Below are 16,273 nucleotides of genomic sequence, written 5' to 3'. Positions count from 1 at the left end.
CCTCTATTGTTTCAACTAAAGCTTTAAAGTAATGCGCTGAACTTGCTCAACACCATGAACCTGGCGCAGTCTGTCTGTAATACGGCTGAGTGCGTCGCTGTCTTTTACGGTCAGAGTTAACACCACAGTTGCCGACTGTGACTGCGCATCGCTTTCGCTGTCCATTTGCGCCACTGCCGCCTTCTCGTTCGACAGCACACTGGTAATGTCATGCAACAACCCGTTACGGTCTAAAGCTGACACACGCAGGCTTGCCCGGTATTCCTGTTTGGAATGCCCCGACCAGGACACTTCAATACCGCGCTCGGGGTGCTGGTGCAATAAATGCTTCAGTTGATCGCAGTCGCTATGGTGCACGGACACGCCCCGTCCCTGAGTAATAAATCCGGTAATGGGCTCACCCGGCAGCGGTTCACAGCAGTTAGCAAAGTGCATCATCAGGTTACCAATGCCTTCTACCGTAACGTCAGACTTCGGTGTTTTTGGCGACTGCTTGGCTTTACGACGTTTAGTTAAGCGCTCTACTTTGTCGGCTTCGGTTTCCTGCGGTTTCAGGAAGTTCACCACCTGGTGCAAGCGCACGTCGCCGGCACCAATAGCGGCTAACAAATCGTCCAGCGTCGGCACGTTAAAGCGCTCGACCGCTTTACTAGCATCTGCCACATGCAGTTGATACTTCTGCAGTTCGTTTTCCAGTAACTCTTTACCGGCCTGCAGGTTCTTTTCTCTGTCTTCTTTTTTGAAGTAGGTGTGAACCTTGGCCCGCGCTCGCGAGGAATGCAGGTAACCGAGTTGCGGGTTCAACCAGTCGCGCCGCGGCTGGGCGTTTTTCTGAGTCAGAATTTCAACCCGGTCACCGTTTTGCAACTGGTAAGTAAAAGGCACAATACGGCTGTCGATTTTTGCGCCAATACACTTATGCCCTACCTGACTGTGAATGTAGTAAGCAAAATCGAGCGGAGTTGAGCCCATGGGCAAATCGACCACCTCGCCCTTCGGGGTAAACACATACACACGGTCTTCAAACACCTGCGAGCGAATTTCATCTACCAGAGTTTCGCTGCCAGCCATGTCTTCATGCCAGGCCAGTAGCTTACGCAGCCAGGCTATTTTGTCTTCAAAACCGTGGCGTTTACCGGCCGCAGCGCCTTCTTTGTACATCCAGTGTGCAGCCACACCCAGCTCGGCGTCGTCGTGCATGTCGTGCGAGCGTATCTGAATTTCAACGTTCTTGTGCTCAGGCCCTATAACCACGGTGTGAATGGACTGGTAGCCGTTGGGTTTAGGCGTTGCTACGTAGTCGTCAAACTCGGACGCAATATGGCGCCAGCTGGAATGCACCACGCCCAGTGCGGCGTAACAGTCTTTCAGGTTATGCGTCAGAATTCGTACAGCACGAATGTCGAACAGTTGGTCAAACTGCAGGTGCTTTTTCTGCATTTTGCGCCAAATAGAATAAATATGTTTGGGGCGGCCATAGACATCGGCATCAATACCCTGCTGCTTCAGCGACTCCTGCAACCCCGACACAAAATTATCTATGTAGAGTTCGCGGTCGGTGCGGCGCTCATCAAGACGCTGAGCAATGGTTTTGTAGGTTTTAGGATGCAGGTAACGGAAAGAAATGTCCTCCAGCTCCCACTTCAGCTGCCCTATGCCTAATCGGTTAGCCAACGGCGCGTATATTTCTGCGCACTCTTTAGCGGCCAGTACCCGGGTTTCTTCGTCGGCTTTTTTTACTTCGCGCAGATAGCAAATGCGTTCGGCCAGCTTTATCAGCACCGCGCGCACATCTTCCACCATAGACAGTAACATGCGTCGCACGTTGTCTATCTGACTGCCGTCTGGCTGGCCGTGTTGGAAGTGTTGTAAATCACCAATACTTTGCATTTGCTGTACGTTTCGCAGTAGCACAATCAGGGTTTTCGATTGTTTACCGGTGAGTTTCTCTAAATCGAGCTTGCCTGCTTCCAGCAATGGCACGTACAACGCCGCCAGCAAGGATTCTGCATCCAGCTTTAACGGTGCCAGTATTTCGACCATCTCCTGGCCTTTCAGCAAGGCTTCAGCTTCTTCAGGAAACTGCTGCTTCAACTGCTGAAAAGTACTTTCTAACGGCTCAGGATCAGTCACAGCGTTCAGCCAATGCTGTTCGCTGTCTTTGTATTTGGGGTCATCCACGTGGGTACTGCGTACATGGACCATGATTTACGACGCTCTCTCCAGACAAACCATAGTTTCAATGTGATGGGTTTGCACAAACATGTCAACTGTACTCAGGCCGATTATGCGGTAATTGCAACCTTTGCTTTCGCTTAGCATGCCGGCAATATCCCGCGCCAAAGTATCCGGTGCGCAGGAAACATACAAAATGCGCTGTGGTCTGTGTTCGGGCTTCAGCTTATGCAGCAACTTCACCACACCTTCAGCCCCCGGTCTTGCAGGATCTAAACACCACAAATCGGCGGGCTCACCTAAGTCTGAAGCGGTAATTTCGTTTAAGTCGGCGCTAAGTGAACTCAGGTTATCCATGCCGTTGTTTTCAGCGTTAATGCGCGTCTGCTCGGCCATGCGGTAAACACCTTCTACTGCCAGTACCGACTTTGCCCTGCGCGCCAAAGGCAAACTAAAGTTACCAATACCGGCGAAAAAGTCATACACACGCTGTGTTTTTTCCGGCTTAAGCCAGTCCATAGCCTGTTGCACCATGCGCTGGTTAATACCGCCGTTAACTTGTAGGAAGTCTCCCGGCTGAAAATACAGTTTGTCACCGTCAATGCTGGTATCAAAAGGCATTGCGGCTCCGGCTAAAGGCTGCAGATCGTTCTCGCTCTGTAACCAAATGTCGGTTTTATTGGCTGTTTGCCACTCCTGCAACGTCTGCATAGCATCGACTGGCAGCGCTTCCGTTATACGCAGCAAAATAATGGGGTTATTGGTATTAATAGCCTCAATATGGCCGAGCTTGCTGGCAACAGCCGCTGTATTTAACAAAGGGTACAAGGCATTGACACGTTGCAGCAGAATTTCATCGGCTACCAGGCAGTCCTGTATGGCGACAATATGGTGGCTTTGTGCTTCTCTGAAGCCAATCAGCAGCTTTTGCTCCTTGCCCAGCCAGCGCGTTGCCAGCCTCACTCTGCGACGGTAACGCATCGGTTCGCTAATCAGCGGTTCCTGCCACGGCAGACTGCTGGTTTGGGGATTAAATACGCCGAACTTCTGAAACAGCTCTTCCACCACTTGCCGCTTATGAGCCAGCTGTTTTTGCTCGTCTATGTGCTGAAAGTCGCAACCTCCACAGCTAGCATAATACTGACAAGGCGCTTCACGACGGTCGCTACTGGGCTCCAGAATACGCTCTAAATGACCACTGTGTTTGCCCGCAGTTTTGTACTCTATGATCTCGCCCGGCAAGGCGCCCATAATAAAACGGGTGGGCTGACCTTTTACAGCTGCACGTACAACCGCACGCGCCTGATGGTCAAGTGCTGACACCTGACCTTTTAGGATTTTACTTACGGACTTATTGCGCTTTTGCGGCTTAAAAAATTGCGCCATGTTGGTTTTGCTTTACCTGATTTATTTCTAGTCTGTTTCTAAAATAACCGTTGCTACCGCGTAGTGCTTTTCGTCACTAATGGATAAATGACTGCCGGTGATGCCCTGCTCTTTTACCCATTGTGCCGCGGTTCCGGTGAAATGCCATTCAGGTTTACCGTATTCGTTATGTACTACCTGCATATGCTGAAAAGACAATCCGGCGGAAATACCACGACCAAAAGCCTTGGAGCAGGCTTCTTTGGCAGCAAAGCGTTTGGCCAGAAAAGCAGCTTCATCAACCGAGGCTGTCATTTCTTCCTGCTCTTTTGTTGTTAACACGCGTTTCACTAAACTGTTGCCACGCGCTAACGACTGCTCTATACGGGCTACTTCAACAATGTCAGTACCTAAGCCCCAAATTGCCATTAGCGTGCCTTATCTAAAATATTGCGCATATCGCGCACAGCCTGATCCAAGCCAACCAATACCGCACGGGCAATAATCGAATGACCAATATTTAATTCACAAACTTGCGGAATTTCCGCCACTTCTAATGTGTTGTGATAGTGCAGACCGTGCCCCACATTCACCTGTAAACCAATGGAATGCGCGTATTCTGACGCTTCCATTAAGCGTGCCAGTTCAACGGTACGCTGCTCTTCAGTTTCGGCCTCCGCGTATTGCCCGGTGTGCAATTCCACAATGGGTGCACCGGCTTTTTTAGCGGCATCTATTTGCTCGTGGTCAGCATCAATAAATAAAGAAACCTGGATACCCGCATCGCTTAAGCGACGAGTGGCATCGGTAATGGTTTCTAACTGACCAGCAACATTCAGGCCACCTTCCGTAGTCAGTTCCTGGCGTTTTTCAGGTACCAGACAACTGTAGGTAGGCTGCGTTTTTATCGCTATATCGAGCATTTCTTCAGTAACCGCCATTTCCAGATTCATAGGCACGTTCAGTGTTTGCTTCAGCATGGCAACGTCGCGGTCAGTAATATGGCGGCGGTCTTCACGCAAATGAATGGTAATGCCGTCGGCACCAGCTTGTTCGGCAATAGCTGCCGCAGCTACCGGGTCGGGATAACGAACTCCACGTGCGTTACGCAACGTGGCCACGTGGTCAATGTTAACGCCCAGGCGTAAACCTTTCATTATTCAGCTCCTTTCGCTTTTCGGCTAATTCTTCGCAATTCACTGACGCTTAGTGCCACGGAACAGTTCACGACTGCGCAGCGGTTTGTCACCTAAATAAACCGCTAAGGCATCACGCATAATATATTTTAGCAGTCTTAAGCGGCTTTCGTCGTCAACATCCCACGCGGCCAGTTTTTGAATATCCGCCACCGAGTATGCTCGTTGTTGATTGTCTCTGGCTTGGGTCACAAAGCCATGATCGGGAATAAAATAGCACCACTTCGAGTCGGACAGCACATGACCGGTATCGGCGTCATAATGCCAGTCAAATGCCGCTCCTAAATGCTGCAATAACTGCCATTCAAACTGACGCAAAGCAGGCTCTACACGCTCGCTGTTGGTCATGTTTTGTAAGGCTGACAAATAGCTTTCAAAAAGCTCGGGCGCTTCAGCTTCTGCCGGCACCAGCCGTTGAATTAACTCATTGAGGTAAAAGCCACTGTAAAGTTTATCGCCCTGCAACCGCAGTTCTTGGGTTGGCTGCTGCGGTTCCAGCAAGGTTAAAGTTTTTAAATCGCTGCGCCCCTGAAACTCGGCCAACAGTGGCATAAAAGGTTGTGCTAAACCGCGCCAGGGGCTTTTCGGACGCTTAGCGCCTTTTGCCACCACCCGGACCCGTCCTTTATCTTCAGTGAACAGATCCAGAATGAGACTGGTTTCCTGATAGTCCCAACGATGCAACACCAGTGCCCGCTGCGCCACCGGTTAATCTTCCCGGTAGCCCAGACTTTTCAACGCTCGCTCGTCGTCCGACCAACCAGATTTTACCTTAACCCAAAGTTTCATCATGACTTTGTTGTCCAGCAGTTTTTCTAAATCGCGCCGGGCTTCGGTGCCTATAGTTTTCAGTTTACTACCACCCTGCCCGATAATCATCCGTTTCTGCGCTTCGCGCTCTACCAGTATTAAGGCATGAATGTGAGTGGTGCCTTTTTCAGACTGACCAAACTGCTCAATTTCTACTGTCGTTTCATACGGCAGCTCCTCGCCGGTAAAACGCATAAGTTTTTCACGCACAATTTCTGCCGCCATAAAGCGTACAGAACGGTCGGTTACGTAGTCTTCAGGATAATAGTGGTAGCCCGGCTGCAAATGCGAGCGAACAATTTTTCTCAGCTCGTCAACATTATCGCCGTGTGTTGCCGATATGGGCAAAATGGCATCAAACTTGTGCTGCTCATTCAACCACTGCAAGTGCGGTAATAAACGTTCTTTATCTTTCAGTTGGTCAACTTTATTAACCAATAACACTACCGGCACTTTACTGCGCTGAACTTTCTCCAGCACCATTTTGTCGTCTTCTAACCACTTTAAGTTTTCAACCACGAACAGCACTAAGTCTACATCTTTTAACGCAGAGGAAGCAGTCTGGTTCATCACGCGGTTTATGGCACGAGGTTCTTCTTTGTGCATACCCGGCGTATCGACATAAATGGCCTGACAGCCATCGTCGGTGTCTACACCTAAAATACGGTGGCGGGTAGTCTGAGGCTTATTCGAGGTAATGCTGATTTTCTGCCCCAGCAACCGGTTAATCAGTGTGGATTTTCCCACATTCGGACGACCAACAATGGCGACGAAGCCGCTGTGTTTATTCTCGTCCAGTTCTATATCCAGCGTCATGCGCTCTCCTGCAAATGTTCTAATGCGGCCGTTGCTGCAGCCTGTTCGGCTTTACGGCGGCTGGTACCTGTGCCTTTAAAAGGACTTTCGATACCTTCTACAGAACAGTTTACGGTAAATTGTTGATTATGCGCCTGCCCTTGCGTAGCGACCACGTCGTACTCAGGTAAAGGCTTCTGACGCGACTGCAGTAACTCCTGCAGGCGTGTTTTTGGATCTTTCTGGCTGGTTCCGGGCTCAATCAAGGTTAACTGGGGCTCAAACCAGTTAAGAATGACTTGCCGAATGGTATCCATGTCACTGTCCAGATAAATGGCACCAATAATGGCTTCTACTGCATCGGCAAGAATGGACTCACGACGATAACCACCGCTTTTTAACTCGCCCTGACCTAGCGACAAAAAATCGCCCAGCCCCATTTTCTTACCCAGCTTCGCCAAAGAACGACCACAAACTATAGCAGCGCGCATACGGCTTAAATCGCCTTCTGCTACTTTGGGAAACTTTTGATACAAAGCTTCAGCTATCACCAGACCTAAAATAGAATCGCCCAGAAACTCCAGACGTTCATTGTGCGTTGATGAAGCACTACGGTGGGTCATTGCCTGATGCAGTAAATCCTGCTTTTCAAAACTATGACCAACAATTTTTTCCAGTTCCGTTAAAGGTGGTTTGGGCAAACTCACTCAATACTCCCTAGCCTTTCAAATCGAACTCCCGTAGGAACCCACGACGGCAACCAACTATCGCTACTGCGATCCATTTCAAAACTCATCCAGATGAATACCGCTCTGCCAACCAGCAGCTCTTCGTCAACAAAGCCCCAGTAGCGGCTGTCACGAGAATTGTCGCGGTTATCACCCATAGCAAAATACTGGCCTTCCGGCACTACCCACTCATCTTTCTGTGTGCCCGGCTGATTAAAATAAAGCATGGTGCGCGGCGCAACACGTGGGTCGATAAGAATTTCGTGGTTTACGTCACCTAACTGCTCGGCATACGTGCGTAAAGGCGACGAACCAGAGAAATACTCACCATCTTCTTTTAACGTGGTGGATATCACTTTCATTTCTTCGCAATCTTTCTCGCCAATGGCACAAGCCGGCTGAATATAAAGCGACTTATCACGGTAAATAATACGGTCACCGGGTAAACCAATAATGCGCTTTATATAATCTATATTTGGCTCTTCCGGATATTTAAATACCGCAATATCACCGCGTTCCGGCATTGAGGTATCTACCAGGGTTTCCTGAAAAACTGGGTCTTTAATGCCGTAGGAAAACTTTTCTACCAGAATAAAGTCGCCCTTCAGCAAGGTTGGCATCATTGATCCTGACGGTATCTGGAACGGCTCGTACAGCAAAGTACGTACCACCAGTACTAAAGCAATAACCGGAAAAATAGACTCGCTCAGCTCCATCAATTTAGGCTGAGGCGCCAGAGTGTCAATCTGCTGTTCGGTTAAAGCCTTGGTTGTTTTTGTCTCAACCTCAGCAATAACCGCTTTACGCTTTGGCTTCAATACCCGCGCATCGTAAAGCCATAACAACCCGGACAGAACCGTAATTATGGTTAAAATAATTGAAAAATAATTGGCCATTTCCTACTTGCCTACTTTTAAAACCGCAAGGAAGGCTTCCTGAGGTACTTCTACGTTACCCAGGTTCTTCATGCGCTTTTTACCCTCTTTTTGTTTTTGTAAAAGCTTCTTCTTACGACTAACATCACCGCCATAACACTTAGCGGTTACGTTTTTACGCAGCTGCTTGACCGTCGAGCGCGCAATAACATGGTTGCCAATGGTCGCCTGAATGGCAATATCAAACATTTGTCGTGGAATTAACTCACGCATTTTATCCACTAACATGCGGCCACGACCTTCAGCGTGATCACGGTGGGTGATCATTGCCAGCGCATCTACCCGGTCACCGTTAATTAGTATATCGACACGAACCATGTCCGCAGGTTCAAATTTCTTGAACTGATAATCCAGTGAAGCGTAACCACGACTGGTCGATTTCAACCGGTCAAAGAAGTCCATGACCACTTCCGCCATAGGCAGTTCGTAAGTTACCGCAACTTGTTTACCGTGATAAGCCATAGCCGTTTGTACACCACGCTTATCAACACATAAGGTAATCACATTACCCAAAAACTCCTGCGGAACCAGAATATTGGCTTCTACGATAGGTTCGTAAATGGTTTCAATATCGTTAACCGGTGGTAAATTAACCGGGTTATCAACTTTCACCATGCTGCCATCAGTTTTTTCAACTTCGTAAACAACCGTTGGCGCCGTGGTAATCAGGTCTATGTTGTACTCACGTTCCAAGCGTTCCTGAATAATTTCCATGTGCAGCATACCAAGGAAACCACAACGGAAACCAAAGCCAAGTGCCGCAGAATTCTCCGGCTCATAAAAAAGCGACGCGTCATTTAAGGACAATTTACCCAAAGCATCGCGAAACGATTCGTAGTCCTCTGAGCTGATTGGGAACATGCCGGCGTAAACCTGAGGTTTTACTTTTTTAAAACCTGGCACCGGTTCTTTTGCCGGGCTCTTCGTGTTGGTTAGGGTGTCGCCGACCGGGGCGCCCAGAATGTCTTTAATGCCCGAAATAACATAGCCTACCTCGCCGGTGTGCAAAATACCGGTTTCGTGAGGCTTTGGATCAAAATAGCCGACCTTATCAATTTGATACGACTGACCAGTGGACATTACTGTCATTTTCTCACCAGCACGTAACGTTCCGTTGCGCACGCGAACCAGAGAAACAACGCCCTGGTAATTATCAAACCAGGAGTCAATAATCAGTGCCTGTAATGGTTCTTCTGGCTCACCCTTAGGCGCCGGTATCTGCCGGACAATGCGTTCAAGCACGTCATCGATACCAATACCGGTTTTCGCCGAGCACTGAACCGCGTCCACCGCTTCAATCCCGACAATATCTTCTATTTCCTGCGCCACGCCCATTGCATCGGCCTGCGGCAGGTCAATTTTGTTCAGTACCGGAACAACTTCTAAGTCCATTTCGATAGCGGTGTAACAGTTTGCCAAAGTCTGCGCTTCAACACCCTGAGCTGCATCAACAACCAGCAGCGCACCTTCACAACCCGCCAGTGAACGCGAGACTTCATAAGAGAAGTCAACGTGCCCTGGAGTATCGATGAAGTTTAACTGATAGGTTTCGCCATCTTTAGCCGTGTAATAAAGGGTTACGCTCTGTGCTTTAATCGTAATACCCCGCTCACGCTCCAAATCCATGGAATCAAGTACTTGCTCAGCCATCTCACGGTCAGTCAGTCCGCCACAATGCTGAATCAGACGATCCGACAAAGTCGACTTACCGTGATCAATGTGAGCGATTATCGAGAAATTACGAATATTACTTTGCTTGAACGCCCTATTCGGCATTGATGATACCTCTGTAAAACTAAATTCTGGAACTTAAAAAATTAGCCCTGATCATACTCATGTTAGCGGCAAGAACAAAGGACTTTATGACAGTTCAGGGCTTTCAGTGCCGAACTTCAACCGCAACGCTTTCCAGTTTGACCATTGCATTGACTTGAATGTCACGTTTACGGAACCAGCGTTTTAGTCCCCAGAAAGTAAAAGCAAAGCCGGCAAAGGACAGTAAAATAACAAAACCTTCGGGTAACGTGCCTGTGTTTTCCAGTAGCACAGCTAATAGCAGCAGTGTCAGTATGGGTAAACCGTAGAGTAGTAAAGCAAAGCGTGTTACTGCGGTTTCCGGTACTTCTAATTGCACTTGGTCGCCTGGGTTAAAAGCTTGTTCAGTAACCACGGTAAACTGCGCATTTCGGTCAGAAAAAACTTTACTTAAAATGCCGGCACCACAGTTAGATACCTGCGCACAACCCGAGCAGGCAGTTTTCAACTTGGTGGTAACGGTTACGCGGTTGCCATCAACCGCTGTTACTTCTGCTATTTCTTTCATTATTTAACTTCTGCCGCTATGCGTTGAGCCATAGTTAAAGGTACCTGACCCACCACTGTCACAAGAAAGTTATTATAACGCTTTGAGAACAAAGTGTGTGAAGAGGATAACGCGAGATCGGTTTCCATACCCTCAGTTAGCTCGGCCACATAAACCGAGTACTCGGCAAGACCATCGGAAAATAAATAGTGGTCAACCGGCGTCGAATCAACGACTAAAGTATGGCTTTGCTGACTCAATAATTTGAACCCTCGCGGTGCCCACTGTGGCTCAACACCGTAATTTGTTGCACTTTGCACCCGCAGATCTTTTAGCAGTGGCGGCATTTCAATATTGCTTATTTCTTTAGTAATTTCAGGTGCAGTATTGCGAACGGATAAACTGGTTAATTGCATTTGCTCCACAACATCGCCGGACTGATTCATCATGATCATTTTCAGCGGCATACCGTGCTTGCGATCAATCCATAGTGCATAGCTATAGCGTTGGTTATCTCGGCTTAAAATACGAATATGCTGGGCGTTGCGACCTAAAACTCTTGCACCACCGCCAACAGTCACCTTATAGCTATGGCTAAGTTTTTCAAAGGGTTGAGAAAATGCGGCCGGGAAAATAGCGGTAATTGTATCGGACTTTAATGCGTAGTTACTGGCTGACGTATTAAAGTGGGCAACCTTGTTATTCACTCTCAAGATGCGAAAATCCGGACCATTCATCTGGATTAACAGTTCGGTACTTGCTGTTTCCGGATCGTTACCCTGTAGCCACTGATAAGGCTCAATTTGGTCACCATGTACATGAACTAACGACGCTTCAAAATTCAGTTCAGTTAAAGCTTCTGCCATACGGTTGAACCAGTCAGCACCACTTTCTGCTTGTTCGCTAGCCTGTTGTGCGCTTACCGACATGGTTCCGGTGAATAACACAGCGCCACATAAAATAGACCGGTACAACCGAGTTATCATAGCCTTAATTACCTTTGTTGAGCTCCTGCTCTGACTGCTCATCTTTATCTGCTTTTTGTTGCAACATCAATTGTTGTTGATGATCAATCAGGTATGACTGAACCTGGCGGCGTCTTTGCTGATCGCTGATTTGCGACATTGGCTCAACACGATTCAGGCTTACCGGCTCGCGGCCACCACCAATTGGGCTGGTCAGCAGAGTCGGTTCTGCACTGCTGCCATCAGGTGTCGCGGGTTGCTGATAAGTTTGCACTGTCATCACCGCAACCACTGCCACACTTGCCGCAACAGCAACTTTTGCGAAAGGCTGGAACCAACGTGAAGCCGCTTTATTCTGGCTCTTAGAGCGACCAAAACCTGGCTTAACGACATTGGACTCCTGGCTTACGCTAACGCGAACCCGCTCGCTAATATCAAGGCTGATATCGGAGTTTAAGTCACCTTTTATTGCCGCGCGAATAACACTATAACGGTGCCACTCCTGCTGAGCCTGTTCATCTTTCAACAGTGCTTCAATTTCATCGGCCTTGATGAGCTGTTCATCAAACAGCGCGGATGTTGATTCTGATTTGTTCCGAGACATAGATGCCCCTCTGTTAGTTTACCGTTCCAGCAACGGTCGGAGTTGATTATCTATTGCTTCCCGAGCGCGAAAGATGCGAGAGCGGACAGTACCTATAGGACAGTCCATTTCTAGCGCAATTTCCTCGTAACCGAGACCTTCAATTTCCCTTAATGTAATTGCCCGACGTAAATCATCCGGCAACTCATCAATTGTTTTTAACACCACATCTCGAATCTCATCAGAGAGCATTTGTTTTTCCGGAGAGGCGCTGTCTCTTAGCGCACCCGCTCCCTCATAAAACTCAGCGTCTTCTGCATCAATATCAGATGCGGGCGGCTTTCTACCTTGCGAAACTAAATAGTTCTTCGCCGTATTAACCGCAATTCGGTACAGCCAGGTATAGAAGGCACTATCACCACGGAAGTTCGGTAACGCCCGATACGCTTTTATAAACGCTTCCTGTGCAACATCAGCTACGTCACCTTGTTGTTTGACATAACGCGATATCAAACTCATGACTTTGTGCTGATACTTTTTTACCAGCAGATCAAAAGCCCGGTTATCACCTTGTTGTACTCTTTCGACCAGCTGTTGGTCACTCACCTGTTCGCTCATCCGAGCCTGTTCTCCCTTAACCCAGGAACTGCTGGAACTGGCGGCCCGTCCTGTTTCTTACTGACTGTGACAGAGCCGCATGTAAAAAGTTCGCAAAAATATCGCCAAATGCGTAAAATCGTTCAAAATTCACATTGAGTACTTTATGGAACCTGTTGCAAATTATCAATGCGATGTACTGATTATTGGTTCGGGAGCCGCGGGATTAACTACCGCTTTACAGTTGGCCGACAACTTGAACGTTACGGTACTGAGTAAAGGTCCGCTGACAGAAGGCTCAACCTTTTATGCGCAAGGCGGCATAGCCGCAGTATTCGACGAAAACGACAGTATTGAGAGTCACATCGAGGATACCTTAATTGCCGGTGCCGGCCTTTGCGATCCCGAAGCCGTTAAGTTTACCACAGAAAACGCGCGTGCAAGCCTGCAATGGCTGATTGATGCCGGAGTGGGCTTTGATCAAGTTGAATCTAAAGACAGCAACCCGACGTACCACTTGAACCGTGAAGGCGGTCACAGTCACCGCCGAATTCTGCACGCAGCAGATGCCACCGGCAAGGCGGTACAGACGACATTGCAGAAAAAAGTGATGGAGCATCCTAATATTCAGGTGCTGGAGCGATACAACGCGGTCGATTTGATCACGGGGTCACGTATCGGTAAACCAGATGGTTGTTATGGGGCTTATGTCTGGAGTCGTCAGAAAGAACAAGTGGAAACCGTTGCCGCAGGTTGCGTGGTACTGGCAACGGGCGGCGCAAGTAAGGTATATCAGTATACCAGTAACCCGGATATTGCCAGCGGCGACGGTATTGCCATGGCCTGGCGTGCAGGCTGTAGTGTTGCCAATATGGAGTTTAATCAATTCCATCCAACCTGTTTATTTCATCCCAATGCTCAGAGCTTTCTATTAAGCGAAGCCTTGCGTGGTGAAGGTGCTTTGCTGAAGCGGCCGGACGGTACTCGTTTTATGCCGGACTTTCATGAGTCTGCTGAGTTGGCGCCACGCGACGTCGTTGCCCGCGCTATCGACTTTGAGATGAAGCGACTGGGTGCCGACTGCATGTATCTGGATATTTCTCATAAACCGAAAGACTTCATTCAGCATCACTTCCCTACCATTATGGAAAAATGCTTGTCGCTGGGTATTGATATCAGCAAACAGCCGATGCCGGTTGTTCCTGCGGCTCACTATACCTGTGGTGGTGTTAAAACCGATATGAACGCTGCGACCGATTTACCCAACTTGTATGCCGTTGGTGAGGTTGCCTGCACAGGTCTGCACGGAGCCAATCGCATGGCTAGCAACTCCCTGCTTGAATGTCTGGTTTTCGCCCGTGCGGCAGCTAAAGATATTTTATCTAAGCGCCCACATCAACAAGCCTTAAACCATATTCCCGGTTGGGACGAGAGTCAGGTAGGCAATTCCGATGAGGAAGTTATTATTCAGCATAACTGGCATGAGCTACGACTGTTTATGTGGGACTACGTTGGCATTGTTCGTACCACCAAGCGTCTGGAACGGGCACTTCACCGAATTCAGTTGTTACAGCGTGAAATTCACGAATATTACTCGAACTTCCGTGTGAGTAATAATTTACTGGAGTTACGTAACTTAGTGCAGGTATCGGAGCTTATTGTACGCAGCGCTATTAGTCGTAAAGAAAGTCGCGGCTTACACTATACTCTGGACTACCCTGACACCTTGCCGGATACTCAGCCTACGGTGCTGACACCTAAAAGTTAGGGCTCTGACAGATGTTGTAACTGGCGCCGCAGTTTTATCTGCTGCGCCTTTGACAACTGAAACCACCAAACCCGAAGCCAGCGCCGCTTTTCCTGACCTTTTTCTGTTTTATAGGCAAGCGGCAGTAAAACCAACATACCGCCTACGACCAGTGCCTTACTGAATAATTGACAGCGCTCACTCTGCCACCACCAGTAACGCCCGCAGGCCGACGCCGACAACACGCGCATCGGTCGCTTTAAGTGGAAATAACTGTCAGGGTTCACCGCGCGGGTCTATACCTTAACGCGCGACAACATAAACTGAATCATTTCGGCCAGTTCTTCGTCTTCGCACTTTTGGTGACCCATAAACCAGGCAAAAAGATCCGGGTCATCGCAGGTAACCAGACGACGAAAGACAGCTTTTTGCTCTTCAGTCAGTTCGTCATAAGCCTGATCAACAAAAGGCTCAAACAATACATCCAACTCCAGCATCCCGCGGCGGCACGCCCAACGTAAACGACGCTTATCTTTAAGTGCTTCTTCCGACTGTTTTAACGGCAACATAAAATCTCCGCAGCAATTGCCCTTGTAATTCGATAATGTGCCCTAATATACCACGTAAGCCATTTAATAAGGAGTCATTGTGGTTGAGTTAACACAGCATTTTACTGACGCAAATCAGGATCACCTTTCCGTTCAACTGACGGACTATGGTATCCTCTCGGTTTCTGGCGAAGATGCTGACAGTTTTTTACAGGGTCAGCTGACATGTGATTTACGCAAACTCGACCAGAATAATTGCTTATATGGCGCACATTGCGATCAAACCGGAAAAGCATTTAGCATCTTCTGGACTTATCGCGAAGACGACACCGTTTTTTTAGTGATGCATCGCAGCGCCATCGAAGGCTCTTTAGCGCAATTAAAGAAGTTTGGAGTCTTTAGCAAAGTCAGTATTGAAGATGTAAGCGACGACTGGAGCATAGCCGGTGTTTTCGGTAGTAAAGCAGCCAGCGTGGCAGCAGAATTTGATGGCCGGGTAATACAGGTTGGGACCAGTCCCGACCAATATATGTTACTTAGCCAACAACCAATTTCTACGGATTATCCGCAACCCTACTGGGATGCGTTGGAAATTGAACGGGTTCGTCCACAACTTACGTCTGAGAACATCCAGGCATTTGTCCCGCAAATGATGAATTTGCAGGCGTGGGATGGAATCAGTTTTGACAAAGGATGTTATATCGGCCAGGAGACTATTGCCCGGATGAAGTATTTGGGCAAACAGAAACGGGCGCTTTTTCGCTTATCCGGTAAAGTAACGGCTCAAGTTACTGCTGGTACGCAATTAGAAAAAGCCATTGGCGATAACTGGCGTCGTGCAGGTACGGTCATTATGGCAGTGAACCGCACCGACACCCAAGTGGACTTGTTAGCTGTTTTACCCAGTGACATAGGCACTGACACGGCTATACGGGTTCGGGATGACGACGCAAGTTTCCTGGAAATACACTCACTGCCTTATCAATTAGGTTAAATTTATGAGCGAAACCATTGCACCAAACAAAGTCGTGGCTATCAACTATGCCGTTAAAACGGAAGATGGCCAGACCCTTGACCAGTCAAAAGACGGCAGCCCACTGAACTTCATCCACGGTCGTGGCATGCTGATTCCTGGTCTGGAAAATGCACTGGAAGGCAAAACCGTTGGCGATAGCTTCACTGCAGAAGTTAAGCCAGAAGAAGCTTATGGCGAACGTCATGACGGCTTAATCCAGACTGTACCACGTAACCTATTCGGCGAAAACGAAGTACAGCCTGGCATGCAGTTCCGCGCCAGCACGGATCAAGGCGAGCAGTCTGTTGTTATCGTTGAAGTAAAAGACGACGAAGTAACTGTTGACGGTAACCACCCATTAGCCGGTGTTAACCTGAACTTTGACGTAGAAGTTATTGAAGTTCGTGACGCGACTGAGCAAGAACTTGAGCACGGTCACGTTCACACTGACGGCGAAGATCACTAAGCGCTGTTTTTGATAAAAAAACCCGGCTAATTAGCCGGGTTTTTTG

Annotated in this window: 18 protein-coding genes; 3 read left to right on the top strand and 15 right to left on the bottom strand. The window is 48.4% G+C overall.

Annotation, left to right across the window (positions count from 1 at the left end):
- Positions 1 to 15 precede the first annotated feature (15 nt).
- The 13 genes from relA to rpoE all read right to left on the bottom strand — a co-directional run bounded on the left by relA (position 16) and on the right by rpoE (position 12,472).
- Positions 16 to 2,205 (bottom strand): GTP diphosphokinase, encoded by a 2,190-nt coding sequence (gene relA / locus Q5L94_RS01415; protein WP_317496714.1) that lies wholly within the window; start codon positions 2,203 to 2,205, stop codon positions 16 to 18.
- Between the two features lie 3 nt (positions 2,206 to 2,208).
- Positions 2,209 to 3,561, bottom strand: a complete 1,353-nt coding sequence (gene rlmD, locus Q5L94_RS01410; protein ID WP_317496713.1) for a 23S rRNA (uracil(1939)-C(5))-methyltransferase RlmD — start codon at positions 3,559 to 3,561, stop codon at positions 2,209 to 2,211.
- 27 nt (positions 3,562 to 3,588) lie between these two features.
- The gene (gene acpS, locus Q5L94_RS01405) at positions 3,589 to 3,969 is read right to left on the bottom strand and encodes a holo-ACP synthase (protein ID WP_317496712.1); all 381 of its coding nucleotides are present in this window, start codon (positions 3,967 to 3,969) and stop codon (positions 3,589 to 3,591) included.
- On the bottom strand, positions 3,969 to 4,697 hold the full coding sequence (gene pdxJ / locus Q5L94_RS01400) for a pyridoxine 5'-phosphate synthase (protein WP_011234058.1): 729 nt from the start codon (positions 4,695 to 4,697) through the stop codon (positions 3,969 to 3,971). Before pdxJ ends, acpS begins: the two co-directional genes overlap by 1 nt.
- 39 nt (positions 4,698 to 4,736) lie before the next feature.
- On the bottom strand, positions 4,737 to 5,441 hold the full coding sequence (gene recO, locus Q5L94_RS01395) for a DNA repair protein RecO (protein WP_317496711.1): 705 nt from the start codon (positions 5,439 to 5,441) through the stop codon (positions 4,737 to 4,739).
- A gap of 3 nt (positions 5,442 to 5,444) precedes the next feature.
- The gene (gene era / locus Q5L94_RS01390) at positions 5,445 to 6,362 is read right to left on the bottom strand and encodes a GTPase Era (RefSeq protein WP_317496710.1); all 918 of its coding nucleotides are present in this window, start codon (positions 6,360 to 6,362) and stop codon (positions 5,445 to 5,447) included.
- The gene (gene rnc / locus Q5L94_RS01385; RefSeq protein WP_317496709.1) at positions 6,359 to 7,048 is read right to left on the bottom strand and encodes a ribonuclease III; all 690 of its coding nucleotides are present in this window, start codon (positions 7,046 to 7,048) and stop codon (positions 6,359 to 6,361) included. The genes era and rnc overlap by 4 nt, the downstream gene beginning before the upstream one ends.
- Positions 7,045 to 7,965: a signal peptidase I gene (lepB, locus tag Q5L94_RS01380; RefSeq protein ID WP_317496708.1), complete on the bottom strand. Its 921-nt coding sequence runs from the start codon at positions 7,963 to 7,965 to the stop codon at positions 7,045 to 7,047. Before lepB ends, rnc begins: the two co-directional genes overlap by 4 nt.
- A gap of 3 nt (positions 7,966 to 7,968) precedes the next feature.
- A complete protein-coding gene (gene lepA / locus Q5L94_RS01375; RefSeq protein ID WP_317496707.1) occupies positions 7,969 to 9,780 on the bottom strand; it encodes a translation elongation factor 4 in 1,812 nt (603 codons plus the stop codon).
- 103 nt (positions 9,781 to 9,883) lie between these two features.
- Positions 9,884 to 10,327, bottom strand: coding sequence for a SoxR reducing system RseC family protein (locus Q5L94_RS01370; RefSeq protein ID WP_317496706.1), 444 nt, complete (start codon positions 10,325 to 10,327; stop codon positions 9,884 to 9,886).
- Positions 10,327 to 11,292, bottom strand: coding sequence for a MucB/RseB C-terminal domain-containing protein (locus tag Q5L94_RS01365; RefSeq protein ID WP_317496705.1), 966 nt, complete (start codon positions 11,290 to 11,292; stop codon positions 10,327 to 10,329). The genes Q5L94_RS01370 and Q5L94_RS01365 overlap by 1 nt, the downstream gene beginning before the upstream one ends.
- A 4-nt stretch (positions 11,293 to 11,296) precedes the next feature.
- Positions 11,297 to 11,875 carry a sigma-E factor negative regulatory protein gene (locus Q5L94_RS01360; protein WP_317496704.1) on the bottom strand — a complete coding sequence of 193 codons (579 nt, stop codon included), beginning with the start codon at positions 11,873 to 11,875 and terminating at the stop codon, positions 11,297 to 11,299.
- Between the two features lie 18 nt (positions 11,876 to 11,893).
- Positions 11,894 to 12,472 (bottom strand): RNA polymerase sigma factor RpoE, encoded by a 579-nt coding sequence (rpoE, locus tag Q5L94_RS01355; RefSeq protein WP_317496703.1) that lies wholly within the window; start codon positions 12,470 to 12,472, stop codon positions 11,894 to 11,896.
- A 145-nt stretch (positions 12,473 to 12,617) separates the two neighbouring features.
- Here rpoE and nadB point away from each other — a divergent pair, with 145 nt between their 5' ends.
- Positions 12,618 to 14,219, top strand: coding sequence for an L-aspartate oxidase (gene nadB, locus Q5L94_RS01350; RefSeq protein ID WP_317496702.1), 1,602 nt, complete (start codon positions 12,618 to 12,620; stop codon positions 14,217 to 14,219).
- Here nadB and Q5L94_RS01345 read toward each other — a convergent pair.
- Both Q5L94_RS01345 and Q5L94_RS01340 read right to left on the bottom strand, forming a co-directional pair.
- Positions 14,216 to 14,449, bottom strand: a complete 234-nt coding sequence (locus tag Q5L94_RS01345; protein ID WP_317496701.1) for a hypothetical protein — start codon at positions 14,447 to 14,449, stop codon at positions 14,216 to 14,218. The two genes, nadB and Q5L94_RS01345, sit on opposite strands and share 4 nt — an antisense overlap.
- 45 nt (positions 14,450 to 14,494) lie before the next feature.
- On the bottom strand, positions 14,495 to 14,767 hold the full coding sequence (locus tag Q5L94_RS01340; RefSeq protein WP_317496700.1) for a succinate dehydrogenase assembly factor 2: 273 nt from the start codon (positions 14,765 to 14,767) through the stop codon (positions 14,495 to 14,497).
- Between the two features lie 79 nt (positions 14,768 to 14,846).
- Between Q5L94_RS01340 and Q5L94_RS01335 the strand changes: the two genes are divergently transcribed.
- Together Q5L94_RS01335 and Q5L94_RS01330 are read left to right on the top strand one after the other, a co-directional pair.
- Entirely contained in the window at positions 14,847 to 15,740 is an 894-nt protein-coding gene (locus Q5L94_RS01335) for a folate-binding protein (protein ID WP_317496699.1), read from the top strand.
- 4 nt (positions 15,741 to 15,744) lie between these two features.
- Positions 15,745 to 16,227: a peptidylprolyl isomerase gene (locus Q5L94_RS01330; RefSeq protein ID WP_317496698.1), complete on the top strand. Its 483-nt coding sequence runs from the start codon at positions 15,745 to 15,747 to the stop codon at positions 16,225 to 16,227.
- The last annotated feature ends 46 nt before the right edge of the window (positions 16,228 to 16,273 follow it).

Source organism: Idiomarina sp. Sol25 (genome assembly GCF_033052775.1).
Taxonomy (GTDB): domain Bacteria; phylum Pseudomonadota; class Gammaproteobacteria; order Enterobacterales; family Alteromonadaceae; genus Idiomarina.
This window is presented reverse-complemented; position numbering and strand designations above follow the sequence as displayed.

Coding starts and splice junctions, on each gene's coding strand:
- relA (WP_317496714.1), bottom strand. CDS start 2,205: ATGGTCCATGTACGCAGTACCCACGTGGATGACCCCAAATACAAAGAC.
- rlmD (WP_317496713.1), bottom strand. CDS start 3,561: ATGGCGCAATTTTTTAAGCCGCAAAAGCGCAATAAGTCCGTAAGTAAA.
- acpS (WP_317496712.1), bottom strand. CDS start 3,969: ATGGCAATTTGGGGCTTAGGTACTGACATTGTTGAAGTAGCCCGTATA.
- pdxJ (WP_011234058.1), bottom strand. CDS start 4,697: ATGAAAGGTTTACGCCTGGGCGTTAACATTGACCACGTGGCCACGTTG.
- era (WP_317496710.1), bottom strand. CDS start 6,362: ATGACGCTGGATATAGAACTGGACGAGAATAAACACAGCGGCTTCGTC.
- lepB (WP_317496708.1), bottom strand. CDS start 7,965: ATGGCCAATTATTTTTCAATTATTTTAACCATAATTACGGTTCTGTCC.
- lepA (WP_317496707.1), bottom strand. CDS start 9,780: ATGCCGAATAGGGCGTTCAAGCAAAGTAATATTCGTAATTTCTCGATA.
- Q5L94_RS01370 (WP_317496706.1), bottom strand. CDS start 10,327: ATGAAAGAAATAGCAGAAGTAACAGCGGTTGATGGCAACCGCGTAACC.
- Q5L94_RS01365 (WP_317496705.1), bottom strand. CDS start 11,292: ATGATAACTCGGTTGTACCGGTCTATTTTATGTGGCGCTGTGTTATTC.
- Q5L94_RS01360 (WP_317496704.1), bottom strand. CDS start 11,875: ATGTCTCGGAACAAATCAGAATCAACATCCGCGCTGTTTGATGAACAG.
- rpoE (WP_317496703.1), bottom strand. CDS start 12,472: ATGAGCGAACAGGTGAGTGACCAACAGCTGGTCGAAAGAGTACAACAA.
- nadB (WP_317496702.1), top strand. CDS start 12,618: ATGGAACCTGTTGCAAATTATCAATGCGATGTACTGATTATTGGTTCG.
- Q5L94_RS01345 (WP_317496701.1), bottom strand. CDS start 14,449: ATGCGCGTGTTGTCGGCGTCGGCCTGCGGGCGTTACTGGTGGTGGCAG.
- Q5L94_RS01340 (WP_317496700.1), bottom strand. CDS start 14,767: ATGTTGCCGTTAAAACAGTCGGAAGAAGCACTTAAAGATAAGCGTCGT.
- Q5L94_RS01330 (WP_317496698.1), top strand. CDS start 15,745: ATGAGCGAAACCATTGCACCAAACAAAGTCGTGGCTATCAACTATGCC.